Source organism: Pseudomonas sp. C32 (assembly GCF_030417915.1).
Lineage (GTDB): Bacteria > Pseudomonadota > Gammaproteobacteria > Pseudomonadales > Pseudomonadaceae > Aquipseudomonas.
In genome coordinates, this window is record NZ_JAUHUK010000038.1 from 1 (window position 1) to 18,049 (window position 18,049).

The 18,049-nt window shown below is 55.8% G+C and carries 14 protein-coding genes; 11 read left to right on the forward strand and 3 right to left on the reverse strand.

Going from position 1 to position 18,049, the window contains the following annotated elements; translation table 11 throughout:
• Window positions 1-48: 48 nt before the first annotated feature.
• Together QYH43_RS26465 and QYH43_RS26470 are read right to left on the reverse strand one after the other, a co-directional pair.
• Window positions 49-2,175 carry a methyl-accepting chemotaxis protein gene (locus tag QYH43_RS26465; protein WP_301158475.1) on the reverse strand — a complete coding sequence of 709 codons (2,127 nt, stop codon included), beginning with the start codon at window positions 2,173-2,175 and terminating at the stop codon, window positions 49-51.
• A 53-nt stretch (window positions 2,176-2,228) separates the two neighbouring features.
• Window positions 2,229-3,551 (reverse strand): hypothetical protein, encoded by a 1,323-nt coding sequence (locus tag QYH43_RS26470; RefSeq protein ID WP_095057718.1) that lies wholly within the window; start codon window positions 3,549-3,551, stop codon window positions 2,229-2,231.
• Window positions 3,552-3,832: 281 nt separating this feature from the next.
• On the opposite strand from QYH43_RS26470, the gene feaR reads away from it, so the two are divergent.
• The 8 genes from feaR to QYH43_RS26510 all read left to right on the forward strand — a co-directional run bounded on the left by feaR (window position 3,833) and on the right by QYH43_RS26510 (window position 12,203).
• Entirely contained in the window at window positions 3,833-4,741 is a 909-nt protein-coding gene (gene feaR / locus QYH43_RS26475) for a transcriptional regulator FeaR (protein WP_301158476.1), read from the forward strand.
• An 896-nt stretch (window positions 4,742-5,637) separates the two neighbouring features.
• Complete coding sequence (locus tag QYH43_RS26480; protein ID WP_301158477.1) at window positions 5,638-6,495, forward strand: McbB family protein; 858 nt, start codon at window positions 5,638-5,640, stop codon at window positions 6,493-6,495.
• Window positions 6,492-7,295, forward strand: a complete 804-nt coding sequence (locus QYH43_RS26485) for a SagB/ThcOx family dehydrogenase (protein WP_301158478.1) — start codon at window positions 6,492-6,494, stop codon at window positions 7,293-7,295. The genes QYH43_RS26480 and QYH43_RS26485 overlap by 4 nt, the downstream gene beginning before the upstream one ends.
• Window positions 7,282-8,481 carry a YcaO-like family protein gene (locus QYH43_RS26490; protein WP_301158479.1) on the forward strand — a complete coding sequence of 400 codons (1,200 nt, stop codon included), beginning with the start codon at window positions 7,282-7,284 and terminating at the stop codon, window positions 8,479-8,481. Before QYH43_RS26485 ends, QYH43_RS26490 begins: the two co-directional genes overlap by 14 nt.
• Window positions 8,482-8,492: 11 nt before the next feature.
• Window positions 8,493-9,236, forward strand: coding sequence for an ABC transporter permease (locus QYH43_RS26495; protein WP_301158480.1), 744 nt, complete (start codon window positions 8,493-8,495; stop codon window positions 9,234-9,236).
• Complete coding sequence (locus QYH43_RS26500; protein ID WP_301158481.1) at window positions 9,236-9,973, forward strand: AAA family ATPase; 738 nt, start codon at window positions 9,236-9,238, stop codon at window positions 9,971-9,973. Before QYH43_RS26495 ends, QYH43_RS26500 begins: the two co-directional genes overlap by 1 nt.
• Before the next feature lie 236 nt (window positions 9,974-10,209).
• Window positions 10,210-10,599: a cytochrome c family protein gene (locus QYH43_RS26505; RefSeq protein ID WP_095057720.1), complete on the forward strand. Its 390-nt coding sequence runs from the start codon at window positions 10,210-10,212 to the stop codon at window positions 10,597-10,599.
• Between the two features lie 113 nt (window positions 10,600-10,712).
• Window positions 10,713-12,203, forward strand: coding sequence for an aldehyde dehydrogenase family protein (locus tag QYH43_RS26510; protein WP_095057721.1), 1,491 nt, complete (start codon window positions 10,713-10,715; stop codon window positions 12,201-12,203).
• Between the two features lie 95 nt (window positions 12,204-12,298).
• On the opposite strand, the gene QYH43_RS26515 is transcribed toward QYH43_RS26510, so the two are convergent.
• Window positions 12,299-14,683 (reverse strand): DUF3772 domain-containing protein, encoded by a 2,385-nt coding sequence (locus tag QYH43_RS26515; RefSeq protein WP_301158482.1) that lies wholly within the window; start codon window positions 14,681-14,683, stop codon window positions 12,299-12,301.
• 295 nt (window positions 14,684-14,978) lie between these two features.
• Between QYH43_RS26515 and QYH43_RS26520 the strand changes: the two genes are divergently transcribed.
• From QYH43_RS26520 to QYH43_RS26530, 3 genes are read left to right on the forward strand one after another with little or no spacing between them, the layout of a single operon-like run.
• Window positions 14,979-15,944, forward strand: coding sequence for a tripartite tricarboxylate transporter substrate binding protein (locus tag QYH43_RS26520; RefSeq protein WP_095057723.1), 966 nt, complete (start codon window positions 14,979-14,981; stop codon window positions 15,942-15,944).
• A gap of 1 nt (window position 15,945) precedes the next feature.
• Window positions 15,946-16,431, forward strand: a complete 486-nt coding sequence (locus QYH43_RS26525) for a tripartite tricarboxylate transporter TctB family protein (RefSeq protein WP_095151336.1) — start codon at window positions 15,946-15,948, stop codon at window positions 16,429-16,431.
• A 15-nt stretch (window positions 16,432-16,446) separates the two neighbouring features.
• Window positions 16,447-17,955 carry a tripartite tricarboxylate transporter permease gene (locus QYH43_RS26530; protein ID WP_095057725.1) on the forward strand — a complete coding sequence of 503 codons (1,509 nt, stop codon included), beginning with the start codon at window positions 16,447-16,449 and terminating at the stop codon, window positions 17,953-17,955.
• Window positions 17,956-18,049: the final 94 nt, after the last annotated feature.

Consider the following 18,049-nt stretch of genomic DNA (forward strand, 5'->3'; position numbering starts at 1 on the left):
GTAGGAGCCGGCTTGCTGTCGATGGCGTCGGGTCAGGCAACGCTAATCTCAGATCCGAAAACTCCCCACCAACTGATTCAACCGTCCAGCCTGTTGCTCCAGCTCGGTACAAGCACGCAATGTCGCTTGCAGGTTCTCCACCCCTTGCTGGTTCAGGGTGTTGATCTGGGTGATATCGATATTCAACGCCTCGACCACCGCGGTCTGTTCCTCGGTGGCCGCCGCGACAGACTGGTTGACGTTGTCGATCTGGCCGATGCGTTGGGTCACGCTGCCCAGGCGGGTGCCGGCGAGGTTGGCGATGGTGACGCTTTCTTCGCTGTGCTGCTGGCTTTCGGTCATGGTGGTGACTGAATCCCGTGCGCCCACTTGCAGCTCCTCGATCATCTGCTGGATCTCCAGCGCCGAGGTCTGGGTGCGGCCGGCCAGGCTGCGCACTTCGTCTGCGACCACGGCAAACCCACGGCCCGCTTCACCGGCTCGCGCCGCTTCAATCGCGGCATTGAGCGCCAGCAAATTGGTCTGCTGCGAGATGCCCTTGATCACCTCAAGGATCTGCCCGATGTTCACGGTCTTGTCGTTGAGCACTTCGATGTTGGCGCACGACGCACTGATCTTGCCCGACAGCTCGCTCATTACCTCAATCGTGCGCTGCACGACCTGACGACCATCCTCGGCTTGTTGCCGTGCGGACGACGCCTGCTGCGAAGCATCGGACGCGTTATGGGCAATCTCCTGGGCGGCGGCGCCCAATTGGTTGATGGCCGTGGCCACGCTGTTGGTACGGGTGGATTGATCGTCGAAATTGCTCAGCGACGAGTTCGACGCCACCAACACACGGCGGGCGCCTTCATTGACGCCTACAGCCGCCGAAGCCACTTCGCGCATCGAGTGGTGAATGCGTTCGACAAAGCGATTGAAGGCTGTGGCCAGCTGACCGATTTCATCCCGCGATTGCACTTGCAGGCGCCGGGTCAAATCGCCTTCGCCGAGGGAAATATCTTCCATCACCTTGGTCAGCACTTGCAGCGGCCGGGTAATGCGCAACGCCGTGTACCAGATCAACAGCAGACCGAGCAGGGCCGAGCCACCGCCGAGCAGCAGTTCCAGCGCGGTGCTTTGCACGCCTTGGGCGTCGAGTTCTTTTTGCAAGGTGGTGACCGGTGCCAGCAACACACTCTGCGGCACACCCACCAAAATACCCCACGGTGCGGCCCCGGCAATCGGCGCCAGCGGTTCGAGGACTTTAATGTGCTGCGCATCGACAAACACCTTGGCCTGCCCCTGGCGCAAGCTGTCCATGACCTCGGCATTGTCCATCGGCTGACCGAGGCGAGCGACGTCCTCGCTGCTGGCGGAAATCACCCCGTGCGGGCTGACGATGCTGATCTGACCGTTGCCATCAAACAGTTCGCGGGCGCTGGCTTCGCTGTTCTGTTGCAGGGCGGCGAGGTTGATGTCGAGCCCGACCACGGCGATGACGTTGCCGTTTTCCAGCAGCGGGAACGCCACGCTGGTCACCAGTTTGCGGCTGCCCGAGGCTTCATCGAAATACGGCTCCAACACACAGGCCTGGCGGGTGTCGCGGGCGCAGGTGTAGAAGGCGTTGTACGGTGCGCCGCTCGGCCCCGGCTCGGTGTTGGCGAGCAGGCCTTCGTCGCCGATGACTGCTTGCAGTTCGCCGGGTTTGCTTTGCACCCAATACAGGGCGAATCGACCGGTTTCGTTGCTGCCCAACGCGGCTTGATTGACGAAACCGGCGTCGGCGCCGTCCAGACCATCGGGTTCGAAAATGACATAAAGCCCGAGCAGGTCGGGCTTGTCGATGAGTGCCTGATGAAGCTGGGTGCTCAGCTCCTGGCGCAGTTGTTGGCGGGTCAGACTGCCCTGGTGTTGCAGTTGTCGCAGGTACAGCAAATAGCGCGATAAGCCCTGGCCGTATTCGTGGGTCTGCATGAAGGTGCGCTGCACTTGCATGGCCTGGACCGTGCCGAGGGCCTGCATGTGTTCCTTGGCAGCGCTGGCGAGCATGCCGCTGCTGGCCTCGGCCACTTGCTGGCTGCTTTTGTGGGTTTGATACAGCGTCAACCCCATCAGCAAGCCCACGACCAACAGCAGGCAGAGTCCGGCGAGCAGGGCGATCTTGCTCTGGATCGTCAGGAAGGTTTTGTGCATGGAAATACCTTTTTCCACGTGGGCAATGGCGTGGCCACTGCCCACGGCCGAGTTTAGAAACCGGTAGCGAACACCACCTGGGCGTAGACGTTCTGGTCGTTGTTACCCAGTTGGGTCCCACCGTTTTCAGCGCTCTTGTCCGCTTGGTAGATACCCACCAGCGGCATCACGGTCAGGTGGTCGTTGACGTGCCATTCGGCGTACAGGTCGACTTCGTGGCCATCGGTGTTGCCGAGGTTGCGGTCGATGGTGTCGAAGTTGAAGTACATCGCGCCAACGCTCAGGTTTTCCAGCGGCGCGACTTTCAGCGTGACGTTCTGGATGCGCGAGTTGCTGTTGAACGGCCCGGCATAGTTGCCCGCCACTTCACCCTGGAACCAGGTGCCGTAGCCACGGCTGAAACCGTAGAACAGGGTGTCATAGCCTTCCGAGAAACGGCTGTAGCGGTAGCTGGCGCTCGGTGTCCAGACTGCGTCGGAGAAGGTCCAGCCCGCTTCCAGGTACCAGGCGTCTTCGGTGGCGGTGTGAGGTTTGTCCTGCTTGGCGTATTCACCGGACAGGAACAGGTCTTTCACCCCGGCGTTGCCCGCTGCACGCAGGCTGTAGGTCTTCATGCCGTCGCGTTCGAGCTGGATCGGCGAGGCGTATTGTTCATCGACATCGGTGGTGTCGACGTAGGTCAGGCCAACGGTGCCGGCCTCGGCTACGTGCTCCAGGGTGCCGACGTACATTTCGGTCATGGCCTGGCCACGGTTGTTGGATTTGAGCCACATCAGGTCACTGCGCCAGCCTTCCTTGCCGCCGATACGCAGCACCGCCGTTTCGTCGAACGCCTTGCGCGCCGCCAGGTAGTAGGCGCCGCCACGGTTGAATTCGCCGTCGGCCAGGCCGTTACCCAGGTTCAGTGCGTCGCCATCGATCAGGAAGCCGTCGCCGACCACAATGTTCTGGCGGCCGAAGGACACATCGATGCCGTCACTGCCCAATGCGCCGAACAGATCCGCCGAGCGCCAGCCGAGGTAAGCGTCTTCGAACTTGGTGGTGCGTTCCGAGCCATCGGTGAAGCCGGCGGCATCGCCGTCGCCCCAGGTGCCGGAACTGAGCATGTTCGCCGCGCCGTACGCGGTACCCACACCGCCCAGGCCTTGATCGAAGCTCAAGCCGTATTTGATGTAGCCCTCGCGCCACGACGATGAACCTTCGCTGAGGCGACCGGACAGGGCGTAGTTTTCCTGGCTGTGGAAAATGCCGAACACGGCTTCGAGGGTAGCGTTCAGGTGGCTGTCGTCATCGGCATAGAGTTCATACGCGCCGGCATTGCCGGCACTGATCATCAGCGCGAGCGTCGAGAGACGAAGCAAGGGGGACTTGAGCATGGTGTGGCATCCGTTCTTGTTCTTGAGCGCAGGTTTGCGGTCTGTCCGGATACTACGGCGCGACTTTTATTTGGCCTTTTCCCTGTTTGCCAATTAGTTGGTTGTGCATGCCAGATTGCATGGCGCGTTGCCATGTCGTCAGGTTTTGGTGCGCCGTTTGGGGCGTTGCGCGGTTATCGCGCACGCTTTTGTCTGGAGGCCTTGAAGTTTGCGGGCGGAGCAGGGCGGGAACGAAACGTGCAGGGCGCCTCGCAGCGAATAATGCGATGGATGAGGCTGTGATGAGCAATGCACAACAGGTCGAGCGCTTTGATCAGTGGCTCGACAAGGTCAACCAGGTCTGCGGGTGTTTCAGTGCCAATCTGTTGGGCCCGCAGTTCGCGGGTTCGATCGATGAGTGCCGCAGCGGTGAACTGAAGATGAGTTTCGTCGACGTGTCCCAGGCTCAATTATTCCGCACTCAGCACGAGATCGATCAGGGCGAGGGCGCGCATTATTACGCAGCGTTCCAACTTGCCGGCGAAGCGGTCATGGAGCAGCAGGGCAGTTGCATCACCCTGATGCCGGGGGATATCACGCTGATCGATTCGACTCGTCCGAGCAACTTCGTCTACCGCAACAACGCCCGCCAGCTGTCATTGATCCTGCCGCGCGAGCGGGTGGAGCAGCAGTTGCGCTTTACCACGGTGAAACCGGCGCAGCGCATACCGGCCTCGGCCCCGATGGCCGGGCTCGCCAAGCGCCTGATCCTCAGCTCAACGGAACAGCGCCTTAGCCATGCCGAAAGCGAAGCGACGCTGGACGCCGTGATCAGCCTGCTGCGTCCGGCAATGGGCGCGAGCAACGTGGACGATTCTCCCCAGGCACGCACCTTCCGCAAGGCGTTACGCTTTATTGATGAGCATATCGGTGACGAAGCACTGTGCCCGGAATGGCTGGCGACGCAGGTTGGCGTCTCCGTGCGCGGTTTGTATCGGCTGTTTTCCCGACACGGCCTGGTGGTCGCGCAATACGTGAAAAACCGCCGTCTCGACCTCTGTGCCGAACAACTGCGCCATGCCCGGGGCGAGGGCAAGCTGTGTGCGCTGGGCTATGAGTGGGGCTTCAACGATTCGAGCTATTTCTCCACGGCGTTCAAGGCGCGGTTTGGCGTTTCGCCGGGTGAGTATCGCAAGCGGTATATGAAATGAGCGCAACCAATTCCCGGTAGGCGCAGGCGCAGGCTGCGATCTGTTGATCTTGATTTCAAAAAATAAGCTCAAATGATCGTCCGAACGCGGCTCGACCCTTCGGTAGCTCCGCATCGCTTGAAGCTCTGTAGACGAGTGCGTTTCTTTTCCTGCTGCACGGACTTGGCAGTACATCCCCATACACCAAAGCCTACAACGTAGCGGACAGTATCGTCGCCAGTTAGAACCTCACCACAGACCGGCATACGACCAACAAAGTTACCGCTCATCGTATTTTTTAAAATTAAAAATCCAATTTCAAAAAAATATCATTTGAAAAAGAAAGAAATTTCTTACTCCGTCCTACAGAGCGCTGAATTCAGTGATCTTCGGTTTGTTTAAGTTTTGAGTCGGCTTTGGTTTTAGCTTTTAAGTACTTATAGATGTCTGCCAGTGCGATGCCATTTTTTAAACCGAAAGTGAACGGAAAACGATCCGGAAATCCCGCATGAATTTTCCTTTGATGTTGAATGAAAATTCCTACGCACTAAAAAATGGCCTCTTGCGTGAAGTTCTGGAAGTCACTAGATATAGAAGGGTCACTAACTTTGGTGGCATTTCCTCTAATAGCGAGTAATCAATGATGAACAGCGAAAACTTTGGAGACGTTCTTTATCTTGGTGATGAGTTTGAATACGGCTCATGCCCACACATGGCTGGAGGGTCTGGCGGTCAAGGCGGATGTGGAGGTAGCGGCGGATGTGGGGGCGGCGGCGGTTGTAGTGGCGGGAGTGGCGGAAGCGGTGGGAGTGGAGGGAACGCTGTAACTCCTCAGGTATCGTCCGACAACGACTGACAATTCATCAAGTATGGCTTTTCTGGTGTTAGCCAGAAAAGCCATGTAAAGGAACTGGATGATGTTAAATATACAAAGCTACGAAATACTTAATTTTCACTCTGGTAATTTAGTGGTTTCAAGGAAAGGTGTTTCGAAGATCAGTTCGCCATCTTTGTTGGCAGCTCTGACTAAGTTGCAAAATTATAAGAATATTTCAAAGGTTGAATTTCTTGAGATGTTGTCGGAGCATGGCTTAAATCCAGAAGCTGCCTATGGCTTTTTAGAAAAAGCGCTCTCTATTAAAGAAGACGCTGGTGAGATTTACTTTGAGAAAACAATTGTGGCCCATGACTGGGGCAAGACCACCGACCTGGAGGCATTGTTAAGAAGTGAGATCGATACCCCGTTAGAAATAAGTGATATCTCAGACTCGCTCAAGGACATTGTTTTAAGTAAGAAGTGCTACATTGTAATCGCTTGCATGAAGTATGATTATGATTTTATTAAGAAAATATACTTCGATCTTGTAAGTGCTGCGCCGGACAGTGCGATCAGTGTTTGCTATCGCTCGGGTAATTCGTTCTGTATCAGTCAGCCGTACTTGCCGAAAGTCGGAAATCCATGTCATTTTTGTAGCATAGATAGGCTGATAAACTATGAGGAATATCATAGTGGCAGGAATACTTGGTCAAGGCTGCTTCATTTCTGCAAGAATAAGCATATAGCCGTTCCCGCCGATTCGCTAAATATCCTGCAGCGCTCAATGGTTGTTGGGGCGATTGTAAAAAAAATAAAGCTGCTAACGAACCCTGGTAGTGAATATCGTTATCAGGATAATGTACTTCAAGACTCCTATGTTGATTTTAATGGCAACTTCGTGAGGGATGTCTCGGCCTCTCATTGGTATATGTGCGACTGTTTGAGGGTGCAGAGATGAAATATATACCCCATGACTATTATCTGAAGTTCATGTGTTCAACTGTTCATGCGGAAACCTTGGAATTCCACGCAAAGGGGAATTATACGATCCATGATGCATTCAAACATGCTACTCGTCTTCATAATGTCAGCGATGAGCAGCTTGCTCAGTTGACCGGGAATGAACTCCGGCTTTACCCGGATCTAAATTTGGAATTCGCTGTTCGCTCTGAATTGAATTTGGGTTCGGATATTTGTCGTGATGACTCATGTGAAATGTTCTCCGGTACGAATGTAGTTTTTTCGAAGCTGGAAAAGCTAATATCTCCTGTGCTTTCCTCCAGAAAAGATAGTTATAAGCGTGGATATCCAAGCGGTGGCGCGCTATATCCAGTTGAGATGTTTATTTGTTCTCTGATGGATGATGAGGAAAGTTGGCCATGTCCTGAAAAAATCTTGCATTTACTACCGCGGTCGAAGAGGTTTGAAGTAATGCAGGGCACGCAAAGCATCGATGATGTTAAGAGGGCAATTTTGTCATCTCCAGGCAGTATTGGCACACCTCGTATAGCGATAGTTTATGCCGTTTACATACCTAAAACACTATTTAAGTACAGATATCGAGGGTACAGGCTTGCGCTTATGGAGGTTGGATCAATTTACATGCTGATCGAATTGCAAGCCAAAAAGCTTGGACTGCGATGCAGGTTGTGGTCCGCGTATACAGACACGATGCTGTGTAAGGCAATAGGTCTTAATCCAACTCTTTTCTTTCCTGTGTGTGTGCACTTCATTGGTGAGCAATGTGATTCTATATAATTCTAGTCACTACTCAACGTTACCTGGTGCGCTGATTTTTCAGCCAGCCTGCTTACTGTCTCTTCCGTCCTCTGTCGAAGTGGAAGACCCTTGGTTAAACGGAGGGTCGGGAATTGGGAGCGGTTCCTTCTCTATAAAAACGGCGCTAGGTGAGTACTTTGAAAGACGGCATTTCTATATGGAGGTTAAATCCGACGTAGTAGGGGGGATCAATTATTCATTGACGAGATTAGAGGCTGGAAAATTTATCTATGCTTTTTCTCAAACTAATGAAGGTGGTTTGTCGTCCGCACAGCTTGCAAGGCATTCATATAATTTGACGGAGGTGTTGCGTGTGTCGGATTTTTCTTGCTGTCACATACCTACCGCGTGCGTTTCTCTTAACTATAATAAAATAGAAAGTGAAAATGCAATATATCCGCGGAGAGATACATGCGGTTGTAGTTTTCACTACCGCTTTGAGAATGCAGCTTTTGGGTCGATAAAGGAGTATTTGGAAAGGCAGTTCCTGGCAAGATTTTGGCTCACAAAGGAATGCGTACGGCTGGTTCTTCCGTCTGACATTATAATAGCCCTGAGTGGAAATCGTACTCAAATGTTATACGATGCACTATGCAAGTCAGGTGAGATTACGGTTATCGATATATCGGATCAAGATTACCCAGGTGTATGTTTGTTGGTTGTTTACGGTCAAAAAGATAATAAACGTCACGTTCGGTATTGTGCCGGAATGTCGTATGCGGAAACGTTAAGCAGCGCACTTGAGAAATCAATCTATGAGTTGTGGCAAACCTACAGATTCATCGATTTGTTTCGAGCTACTGAGAGTGACGTCGAAGAGGTTAAAGATTCATATTTGAAGTATTTTTTAAGCTGTAACACCTATGGGACATACAAGGAGATAACTTCGGTCAAACTCCGTGGGTCCGACAAGTCAGGGTCTTCGCTTGAGTTTAACTTGTCTGGGCTTTTGGCTGTGCTCAAGTCTCAGCGGATTGATGGTTATCTCTACGTAAAGTCTCTTGTGATACAGAACGGGTTGTATTTTTTCTGCAAGTTTGTTTCTCCTGATTTATTTTTGCATATGAATAACTCTAGGGGGATAAATTTCCGCAATAAATACTCTGAGAGATTTATGGGGCAGATATTTTCTGATCGGAAGAAAATTATGGTTCCATTTCCATAAAAGGGTGGCTCATGACAGCTTTTACAATATCAAGATCTTTAGAACTTACGTGGCTGTTTGTGAAGGAGCAGCTAAAAGAACCTGTTGCGCTCTTTTGGATTATTGTTTCGCCTGTAGCAACCTATTATTTGCTGGCATACTCCAGAGGAGAACTTTATCCTTCGGGTATGAGCTATTTAGAAAGCACTTCTTGGTTTCACGCTTATATTTCTTCAAGTGTCGCTTTTTTTGGCTTCTCCTTTTACATCGTGGGCAGAAGAGAAAGTGGGTTTATTAGATCGTTTGTATATACATTCCACGCCAGGCTGATATTTATGTTGGCGCAGTTTTTTGCATGCTCACTTATTTCTTTGGTTTACTGTGCCGCTTTCTATGTAATGACATGTTTTTCTTTTGGAGGCTTTGATGTGGCTCAGTTTTTATTGGTTTTTTCTCGGTTTTATATCTGTTATGTATTGTTTTGTGTGCCTGGGATTCTGTTGAGCTTGTTGCCTGTTAGTTTTCAAAATGCCAATACAGTTTTCTCCGTTGCGTCATTTGGAATGCTTGTGTTGGGTGTTATAAGTGTTCGTGATTTGCATCCTGTATTGGATTTTATCAAAGGTTTTAATCCTTTGTATATTGCAAATAAAATTATGGTTGGAGGGGTTGAAAAGCACCCGATTTTGATATTGGGAGTTTTCTTTTCTTTCATTGCTGTGTTCTTGTTGTCCTTGCGATTCTTGCGCATAAATCCAGTGTGGAGTCGATATTGATGGGTATTATAAAAGCTAGGTCGCTTTGTTTTGAATATTCTGAAAAGACAATATTCAATGACGCATCTATCAGTGTGACTCCAGGCTCTATTACCGGTCTGCTGGGTCCAAACGGCTCTGGAAAGACTACGTTTTTCGATATTGTGTGCGGCTTGAAAAAGGCAAAAGAAGGGCAGCTTGTCAATAGGTTCGTCAGGCAGCTTTATTTATCACAGACGATCATGACGCCCCCCGTGCTGCGTATGTCCGATATCTTTAAAATGACTACGTTACTTTGCTCTCCAATCCGAATGTCGCAAGAGCATGCTTTGAAAAAGCTCGCTGTCTGGAGCCCGGAAATAATTGAGCGATATAAGGAAATCTGGAACAAGAAGTCTTCTGTTTGCAGCTATGGCGAAAAGCGTTGGTTCTTTACTCTATCTTTGCTGGCTGTAGAGGCGGATCTGGTGATACTGGATGAACCCACTGCTGGAGTTGATCCCGAGTTTAGGCACTACATTTGGAAGTGTTTGCGTGGAGCTGCTGGTGAGGGAGCGGCAATTTTAGTGTCTTCACATAACATCGAGGAGGTTGTGAGCAACTGTGACAACTTTTATATGATCAGCATGCGACGGTTTGTACCGTTTAGCTCAGGTAAAGAGTTCTTGGACTCTTACGGTGCAAGCACTCTGGATGAAGCTTTTATCCGGGCGTCGGCTGCACCTGTGTTAACGGCGCCTTCTGCTCGAAAAAAATAACGAGTTCATCGCCTCTCAGCTCAGCTAAACAGGAGCTTCTGATGTCGCATACATGCACGCGCTGTTTCTAATGCGCAATCTGGCACAACCGCCAACACAACTGGCACGCAGGGCAAAACCTGCGTGGCGGCGACCACCGACAATCCTAACCAACCTGCCGAAGCACCGTTGCCTCGGCATTTTTAGTGTTGGCGCTCGTCTGCTGGCGGGTGCGTGGATTTTCAAGGTCGTTTCCTATGTTCACCTCGTTGCGTTTGTCTTTGGTTGGTTTGCTGTCCTTCACCCTGGCTCAAGCGGTCGTTGCCGCCGAGTGTGTGCCGGACACGCGCCGTGGCGCTGAAGTGTTCGCTAATGAATGCGGCGTCTGCCACGCGGTGGCCAAGGGCACGATGGGCATGATGGGGCCGAATCTGTCCGGTGTTTACGGGCGCAAGTCGGGTTCGCTGGAGGGTTTCAGCTACTCACAGGCCATGCGAGACAAAGACGTCAGCTGGCAGGCCGAGAACATTGCGCAACTGATCACCCAACCCCAGGCCTTCGTGCCCGGCACTTACATGCCGTACATGGGCCTGGCGTCCGCCGACGATCGCCAGGCGGTCGTGTGCTTCCTCAAAGAACAACACTGATCAGTCGGATTACCGACTGACAACCAACCACCCCCTGTAGGCGCTGGCTTGCACCGTCCGTCAAGACGCTTTCGCCGGCAAGCCGGCTCCTACATTTGAACGAAAGGTGATTCATGAGCAACGTTGAAATTCTGCCGCAGGTTGCTGCATTCCTCGAACGCGAGCATGGCTGCTTCATCGACGGGCAGTGGGTACTGGCCGAAGGCGACCGTATCGCCGTGGTCAACCCGGCCACCGGGAAAACCCTGTGCGAAACCCTCGATGCACCGCTGGACATCGTCGAGCGTGCCGTGCAGTCGTCGCACAAGGCGTTCAAATCCGGTGTTTGGTCGAGCCTGCGTCCAGCAGATCGTGAGCGCATCCTGCTGAACTTCACCCGTCTGGTCGAAGAGCACGCCGAAGAACTGGCCCAACTGGAAACCCTGAGCCAGGGCAAGTCGATCAACATGGCCCGTGCGCTGGACTTGAACGCCACCGTGGAGTTCATGCGCTACATGTCCGGTTGGGCGACCAAGATCGAAGGCCAGACCTTCGACGTGTCGATCCCGCTGCCACCGGGTGCCAAGTTCACTGCGTTCACCAAGCGTGAGCCAGTGGGTGTGGTGGTCGGCATTGTGCCGTGGAACTTCCCGTTGCTGATTGCGGCCTGGAAACTGATGCCGGCACTGGCCACCGGTTGCACCGTGATCATCAAACCCGCAATGGAAACCCCGCTGACCGCCATGCGCCTGGCCGAACTGGCCCTGGAAGCCGGCATTCCGGCAGGCGTGTTCAACGTCGTCACCGGTGGCGGTGCTTCGGTCGGTGGCGTGCTGACTGCGCACCCGCTGGTGAGCAAGGTGTCGTTCACCGGTTCCACCGCCGTGGGCAAAAGCGTTGGCGTGGCGTGCATGGCGAACATGACGCGCTTCTCCCTGGAACTGGGCGGCAAGAACCCGATGATCGTGCTCGCTGATGCCGACATCGAAAAAGCCGTCCAAGGCGCGATCCTTGGCGGTCTGCTGAACAACGGCCAGGTGTGCGCGGCGGCCTCGCGTTTCTACGTGCACCGCTCGATCCACGACCAATTCGTTGAAGCCCTGGCGGCGGCCGTATCGTCGATGCCAATCGGCGACGGAATGAACTGCGACGCCGCGATCAACCCGTTGGTGTCGCGCAAGCAACAACAAAGCGTGCTCAAACACATCGAACTGGCCCGCCAGGAAGGTGCACGCGTGGTCACCGGTGGCGAATTGCTGGAAGGCGATGGCTTCTTTGTGCAGCCGACCATTCTGGCCGACATCGACCACAGCATGGCCGTGGCCCGCGAAGAAGTGTTCGGTCCGGTGCTGGGCGTGATGCCTTTCGACGACGAAGATGCCGTCATCGCCCTGGCCAACGATAACCGCTACGGTCTGGCCGCCAGCCTGTGGACCAACGACCTGGGCAAAGCCATGAACCTGGTGCCGCGCATCGAAGCCGGTACGGTCTGGGTCAACGCCCACGTACTGCTCGACCCGGCCATGCCATTCGGCGGCGTCAAGCAATCGGGCATGGGCCGCGAGTTCGGTCGTGCGGTGATCGAGGCTTACACCGAGCTGAAGTCGGTGTGTATCGCCCATTGATAAACCTGTAGGCGCTGTCGAGTGCAACGAGGCGGCGATCTTTTAACATCAAGGTCAAAAGATCGCAGCCTTCGGCAGCTCCTACAGGATGTGCGTCACGCCGCTGGCGGTTTCGCCAGTTCGATCCCGGCGGCGCCCAGCCGCTTGAGAATTTCAAACAGCAGCTCGCTCTTGATCGCACCGACCATGCGCGGGCTGGCGACGTAACCGGTGATGGTCAACGTGATGCCTTCAGGCTTGAGTTGGCTGAAGCGCACGAACGCCGCCGGTTTTTCCAGGATGGATTCGTGTTCGGTGTAGGTGTCCAGCAGCAGGCTGCGCACTTGCTCCGGGTCGATGCCCAACGGGAACATCAATTCCAGTGTCGCTACCCCTTGGGCGCTGCCGCCCAGCGTGACGTTGCGCAAGTTCTGCGAAATCAGCTGCGAGTTGGGCACGATCACGATCGAGCGGTCGGCGAGCTGGATTTCCGTGGCGCGTACGTTGATCCGGCGGATGTCGCCCTCGACGCCGCTGATGCTGATCAGGTCGCCGACTTTGACCGGGCGCTCGGTCAACAGGATCAGGCCGGAGATGAAGTTCTTGACGATCTCTTGCAGGCCGAAGCCGATGCCCACCGACAAGGCACTGACGATCCACGCCAGGTTGGTCCACTTGATCCCCAGCGACGACAGCGTCAGCAGCACCACGGAGGCATAGCCGAGGTTGGCGAACAGCGTGCTCAGTGACGCGCACATGCCGGGGTCCATTTCGGTTTTCGGCAAGAACTCGTTGTCCAGCCAGCGGCGTAACGAGCGAATCAGGTAAATGCCGATGACCAGGGCGAGAAAGGCATGCAGCAGGTTGTCCGGGACGATGTTGAGCTTGCGCAGCCCTTCACCGCCGAGGATGGAAAAAGTGTTGGTCACCAGTTGGCTGAGTGTCGTACCGACACCGCCGACAAACAGCGCAATGATCGCAATCAGCATCAACGCGGCGCGGCCGACGCCGGACAGCACGGTGCAGATTTGCTCCAGGCGTGGATTGCCGATGCCCAGCAATTGTTTGATGGCTTTGCCCGTGGGCTGTTTGGGGGAAAAAACGTATTCGCAGGTGTCCGTGAACACCTGGGTGAGCATGTAGAAACCGGCTGAAATGATGTAGATCCACACCAATTCGTAGGTGATGAACCTGGCCATTGTCACGTAGCCAATCAACAGGGCGAACAGGGAAACCACCACGGAAATGCCAGCAAAGGCGTAAATCAGCCCGGCGAACGTCGTGAAAGCTTCCGGCGCCTCACCGGCCGCTGCGAGCGTTCGGCGGATCTTGCTGACGTGCAGCAGCAGGGAACCGATCACCAGTGTTACCACCAATGCCACGATGCCCCGGCCAAACAGCACGATCTCGGAACTCATGCCGGTGACATTGCCCATCTGCACCAGCGTCACCATCACCAGCAACAGGGCGGCCAGTATTTGGGGGTAGGGCTCGATCTCCAGTGCCACGGAATCGGCAATGGCGGGCAGGCGCCAAGTGGGATGTTGCGTCGACAGCAGGGCACGGCTCAAACCGGTGATCAGCACACAGGTATAGGCCAGTTTTTCCAGGTATTCGGCCAGATCGGCAATCAGCGGGGTGAAAGGCAACTGGCGGGTGCCGGCAAAATGCACCAGTTCCAAGGCTAACCCCGCGGTCAACAGGGTAGCTATGACGGAAGCCAGGGCCAGAGAGCTGCGGCGCAATCGGCCTTCCGGCATGCGATGAATGCACAACCAGGTCAGCGCCCGATCGGCGAGTCTGCGCCCCACGGTCCATATGACCAGCGCCAGCAGGAGCAGGCCGGCCGTGATCAAGCGTTGGCCGGGTTGCCAGGCCGCCTCCTGCGTGGTCTTGAGTTGCTGGATGAGGGCGATGAACCGCTGGCGGTCGTCCTGCGGCAGATCAAACAAGGGTGACCAGAACCGCGGGCTCAGAATGCTGCTGGTCTGTTGGGTCACCTCTGTTTCCAGCAGACTGCGGCGGAACCCGGCAATCTGGGTGATGAGTTCGCTGGCACTTAGTTTCAGCGCCGCCAGGGTTTTGAGCTGACCATCGACCTTATTCTTTTGTTCGCTCAGCGCCGCTCTTTGGGACGCCATGGCGGATGTCACCAGCCCACCTTCGTCGGTCGCCACCGGACCCAGCACATTGAGTTGGGCTTGCAGTTGCGCCTGTTCGGGCAGCAGCGCTGTCGTCAGGCGATCCAATTCCTGAATCAACGCCTGCACCACATTTTGCGAGCCTTCAAGCTGGGTGTAGTTGGCGGCCTTGGAAACCTGTTGCTTGAGATTGTCGAGCTGGTTTTGCAGTGTCAGCAGTTCGCTGTCGGAAAGGCTGATGGAGGGCGGGGTCAAACGGTCGGCAGGTGCGTCGAGCAGGGGCGTCGCCGACAGCATTGGGCTGCTCAGCCCGAAAACCACGAACACGACGAACATCAGCGATTTCAACGCATTGCACATAGGCTAGCTCGATGGGTGTGGGCCACTAAACCTATGAGGTTAGGTCAAGACACGCACGGTCGAGGTTTTTTTGGCTGAAGGAGCTTCGAGCGATGAAGCGCAAGATGGTCAGTCAGCATTGTGCGCACTCGTCTCAAAAGAATGTATCCGGCTGTGACCCGTGCTGGGCAGAGCAGGCAGTCACTGGCGCCATGACCTACGCTTGTCCGCAGGCCCATGTTCAAAAGCGCCGCAGAGGCTTGCGCTCGATGGACAAACGGCACCTATAAAAACAATTCATTCGGGAGAACAACCCATGTCCGTTTTATTTCGTCGATTCAGTCAGTTAGTGGCCGTCGGCGTCACCACTGCCGCACTCATCACGCCAGCCCTGGCGCTCGATACGGTCAAGTTCATGGCCCCGGGCTCGGTCGGCGGCGGTTATGACCAGACCGCCCGGGTGTTGGGCAAGGCGTTGGTTGAAGCCAACGTCGCGAAATCCGTGACCTTCGAAAACAAGGGCGGCGCCGGCGGGACATTGGGCCTGGCGCAGTTTGCCAACAGCACCAAGGGCGACCCGAATGCGCTGCTGGTGGTGGGCGCGATCATGGTCGCGGGCATCGAACAGAACAAACCGCCCATCACCTTGAAGGACGTGACGCCGATTGCCCGGTTGTTCACCGAGTACAACGTGATCGCGGTGCGCAAGGAATCGGAATTCAAGACCCTCGACGACTTGATCAAGGCCTTCAAGGAAAAACCGACGAGCATTACCTGGGGCGGTGGCTCCAAGGGCTCGATTGACCACATCGGCATCGCCGAGCTGGCGGGCAAACTGGAGGTCCCGGTCAACAAGGTCAACTACGTGGCGTTCGGCGGGGGCGGTGAAGTGGTTGCCCAGGCGTTGGGCGGCCAACTCAAAGTGATCACTGGCGGCTATGCCGAGTTGGGCCAATACATCAAGGCCGGACAATTCCGCGTGCTGGCCATCGGCGCGCCGGAACGGGTGCCCGGGATTGATGCACCGACGCTCAAGGAAAGTGGCTACGACGTGATCATCGGCAACTGGCGCGGTGTCTACGGTGCGGCGGGTCTCACGCCCGAGCAGCGTAAAGAAGTCACCGATGCGGTGGTGGCGGCCAGCAAGGCCAAAGTCTGGCAGGACAACCTCCAGACCAACGCGTGGACGCCGAGCGTGCTGACCGGTGATGACTTCGGCAAGTTCGTCGAAGAAGAGCACGTGCGGTTGCGCGCCATGCTGGTCAAGGTCGGGCTGCTTTGAAATGGCCGGAATGCGCAGCGTCGTACCAGCACAGTTGGCGATCGGCATCGGCCTGATCGCCATCAGCATCGTGCTCGCAGTGGGCGCGTTTCGCTTTCCGCCGGAAATGGGCTTCGTCATCCTCCCGGCCTACGTCTATCCCTATGCGGTGGCGGGTTTTCTCGGCGGGGTGGGCGTGTTGCTGGGTTATCAGGCGGTGACCGGTGGATTTCGCGAGTTGGACAACACCGAAACCGCGACGGTACCGGGCGGAAAAACCGGTGCCGCCTGGGTGACGGCGGGGCTTGTCGGCGTGGCGGTGCTGATCAATTTCATCGGCTTCGTATTGTCCGCCGGGTTGCTGTTTGTCTGTGCAGCACGGGGTTTTGGCAGCCGTCACCCGTTGCGGGACCTGGCCATCGGCATCGCCTTGACGCTGCCGATCTATTGGCTGTTCAACGCCGGGCTCGGCGTGTCCCTGCCGCCGCTGATCAACGCCTGGATCTGAACGGAGACTGACACCGTGGACATTCTTGCAAGCCTGGCGATGGGGTTTTCGGCGGCGCTGACGCCGATCAATCTGATGTGGGGCTTCATCGGCTGTCTGCTCGGCACGGCCATTGGCGTGTTACCCGGTATCGGCCCGGCACTGACGGTGGCGTTGTTGCTGCCGATCACCGCCAAGGTTGACCCCACCGGCGCCTTGATCATGTTTGCCGGTATCTATTACGGCGCGCAGTTCGGGGGTTCGACCACGTCGATCCTGCTCAACACGCCCGGCGAATCGTCCTCCATGGTCACGGCGCTGGAAGGCAACCTGATGGCCCGCAACGGGCGCGCCGGCCCCGCGCTGGCCACGGCTGCGATTGGCTCGTTTGTGGCCGGCACCATCGCGACGATTTTACTGACGCTGTTCGCACCGGTCGTGGCCAAGTTGGCGCTGAACTTTGGCCCGACGGAATATTTCGCGATTCTGGTGTTGTCGTTCACCACCGTGTCGGCGGTGCTCGGCGCCTCCATGCTGCGCGGTTTCGCCTCGCTGGGTATCGGGCTGACCATCGGCCTGATCGGGTTGGACTCGACCTCGGGCATTGCCCGCTACACCCTCGGGGTTCCCGAACTGGTCGACGGCATCGAAGTGGTGCTGGTGGCGGTGGGTTTGTTTGCCGTCGGCGAGGCGTTGTACAACCTGCTTTATCAGACGGAGTCAAATGAAGGCCGGCACCGCCTGACCTCGTTATGGATGACCCGCGCTGACTGGAAACGCTCGGTGCCGGCATGGCTGCGGGGCACGCTGATCGGTTTTCCGTTCGGTTCGATTCCGGCCGGTGGCGCGGAGATTCCGACGTTTCTGTCGTACTCCACCGAACGCAAACTCAGCAAGTATCCCAAGGAGTTTTCCGCCAACAAAGGCGAGGGCGCCATCGAAGGCGTCGCCGGCCCGGAAGCGGCGAACAACGCCAGCGCGACGGGATCGTTGGTGCCGTTGCTGACCCTGGGCATTCCGACGTCTGCCACGGCGGCGATCCTGTTGGCGGCGTTCCAGAACTACAACCTGCAACCGGGGCCGATGCTGTTCGAAACGTCTGCCGATCTGGTCTGGACCCTGGTGGCCTCGCTGTACATCGGCAACCTCATCCTGCTGGTGCTGAACCTGCCGTTGGTGGGGCTGTGGGTCAAGTTGCTGCAAATCCCCCGACCGTACCTCAATGCCGGGATTCTGGTGTTCGCCACCATCGGCGTGTACGGCATGCGCCACTCTTCCTTCGATTTGTTGCTGATGCTGGGGATTGGCTGGGGCGGGGTGCTGATGCGGCGTTTCGACTTCCCGGTCGCGCCGGTGATCGTCGGCATGCTGCTCGGGCCAATGGCCGAGAAGCAACTGCGTAACGCGTTGTCGATCAGCGAGGGCGACTGGACGATATTCCTGACGCAACCGATCTCGGCGTTTTTCCTGGGGCTGACGTTGCTGGTGCTACTGGTGCCCTATGTATTGCATAAGCGGGGAATCAAGTTGCATGAGGATGATTGAACCGGCAGATGCCTGGAATGGAATTCATTCCTGTAGGAGCGAGCTTGCTCGCGATGGACTAACAGCCGGCAAATCCGCTGAATGACACACCGCC

Bases quoted from the DNA above. Each gene is read 5' to 3' on its own strand.
- QYH43_RS26510 (WP_095057721.1), top strand. From the start codon at position 10,713: ATGAGCAACGTTGAAATTCTGCCGCAGGTTGCTGCATTCCTCGAACGC.
- QYH43_RS26515 (WP_301158482.1), bottom strand. From the start codon at position 14,683: ATGTGCAATGCGTTGAAATCGCTGATGTTCGTCGTGTTCGTGGTTTTC.
- QYH43_RS26495 (WP_301158480.1), top strand. From the start codon at position 8,493: ATGACAGCTTTTACAATATCAAGATCTTTAGAACTTACGTGGCTGTTT.
- QYH43_RS26465 (WP_301158475.1), bottom strand. From the start codon at position 2,175: ATGCACAAAACCTTCCTGACGATCCAGAGCAAGATCGCCCTGCTCGCC.
- QYH43_RS26480 (WP_301158477.1), top strand. From the start codon at position 5,638: ATGTTAAATATACAAAGCTACGAAATACTTAATTTTCACTCTGGTAAT.
- QYH43_RS26500 (WP_301158481.1), top strand. From the start codon at position 9,236: ATGGGTATTATAAAAGCTAGGTCGCTTTGTTTTGAATATTCTGAAAAG.
- QYH43_RS26520 (WP_095057723.1), top strand. From the start codon at position 14,979: ATGTCCGTTTTATTTCGTCGATTCAGTCAGTTAGTGGCCGTCGGCGTC.
- QYH43_RS26470 (WP_095057718.1), bottom strand. From the start codon at position 3,551: ATGCTCAAGTCCCCCTTGCTTCGTCTCTCGACGCTCGCGCTGATGATC.
- QYH43_RS26505 (WP_095057720.1), top strand. From the start codon at position 10,210: ATGTTCACCTCGTTGCGTTTGTCTTTGGTTGGTTTGCTGTCCTTCACC.
- feaR (WP_301158476.1), top strand. From the start codon at position 3,833: ATGAGCAATGCACAACAGGTCGAGCGCTTTGATCAGTGGCTCGACAAG.
- QYH43_RS26525 (WP_095151336.1), top strand. From the start codon at position 15,946: ATGGCCGGAATGCGCAGCGTCGTACCAGCACAGTTGGCGATCGGCATC.
- QYH43_RS26485 (WP_301158478.1), top strand. From the start codon at position 6,492: ATGAAATATATACCCCATGACTATTATCTGAAGTTCATGTGTTCAACT.